General features: G+C 42.4%; 2 protein-coding genes. One reads left to right on the forward strand and one right to left on the reverse strand.

Annotation, left to right across the window (positions count from 1 at the left end; genetic code table 11):
* Nucleotides 1-197: YceI family protein (locus A3761_RS22350; RefSeq protein ID WP_197473181.1), on the forward strand; the 197-nt coding region annotated here is incomplete at its 5' end.
* 41 nt (nucleotides 198-238) lie between these two features.
* On the opposite strand, the gene nth is transcribed toward A3761_RS22350, so the two are convergent.
* Nucleotides 239-874: an endonuclease III gene (gene nth, locus A3761_RS22355; RefSeq protein ID WP_068512591.1), complete on the reverse strand. Its 636-nt coding sequence runs from the start codon at nucleotides 872-874 to the stop codon at nucleotides 239-241.
* Between the last annotated feature and the right edge of the window lie 55 nt (nucleotides 875-929).

A 929-nucleotide genomic window follows, 5' to 3' on the forward strand; every position in this document is an offset into this window, starting at 1 on the left:
AGCTTCATGGGGTAAGTAAAAGTATTAGTTTCCCGGTTGAAAAGGTGGGTGAAGGGAAAGATCCTTGGGGTGGTTATCGAGCTGGGTTCACCGGTAAGACGAGCTTAAAGCTTGCTGATTACGGTATTACCCGTAACTTGGGCCCTGCTTCGACACACGTAGAAATTGAGCTGAACATCGAAGGTATTCGACAGTAGCCCCTAATTCAGGATAATTATTGTAACCGGCTAGTAAGTAATTACTCGCCGGTTTTTTCTTTAAATTCGCATAAGTCCTCAATTAAGCAGGCGCCGCATTTAGGTTTTCTGGCAACGCATGTGTAACGTCCGTGAAGAATAAGCCAGTGGTGAGCGTCTAATAAGAACTCTTTGGGAACAAATTTAAGAAGCTTCTTTTCAACTTCCAGTACATTCTTACCGGGTGCGATTTTTGTCCGATTGGACACTCTAAAAATATGCGTGTCGACGGCCATGGCAACTTGTTTAAATGCCGTGTTCAATACCACGTTTGCAGTTTTTCTTCCTACACCAGGCAAAGCCTCAAGCTCTTCTCTGGTTTGTGGGACCTCACTATTATGCTTATCTATCAGTATGTTGCATGTTTTAATGACGTTTTCTGCTTTTGCATTAAACAGGCCAATGGTTTTTATATAAGCCTTTAAGCCATCAAGGCCCAAGTCTCTAATTGTTTCGGGGGTATTGGCAATGGGAAACAGTTTATCGGTTGCTTTATTTACACCTTTGTCAGTTGCTTGGGCTGATAAGACGACAGCTATCAGTAACTCAAAAGGGGAGCTGTAGTTCAGCTCTGTCTCGGGGGATGGGTTTTCATTTCGTAAGCGTGTAAAAATTTCAGTGCGTTTGCTTTTATTCATAAGGTAGTAGCTAATATAGGCGGTAGGGAATGTTTACTTTTTGTGACTCTTTATG

It is taken from the genome of Oleiphilus sp. HI0123 (assembly GCF_001635315.1).

Bases quoted from the DNA above. Each gene is read 5' to 3' on its own strand.
- nth (WP_068512591.1), bottom strand. From the start codon at position 874: ATGAATAAAAGCAAACGCACTGAAATTTTTACACGCTTACGAAATGAA.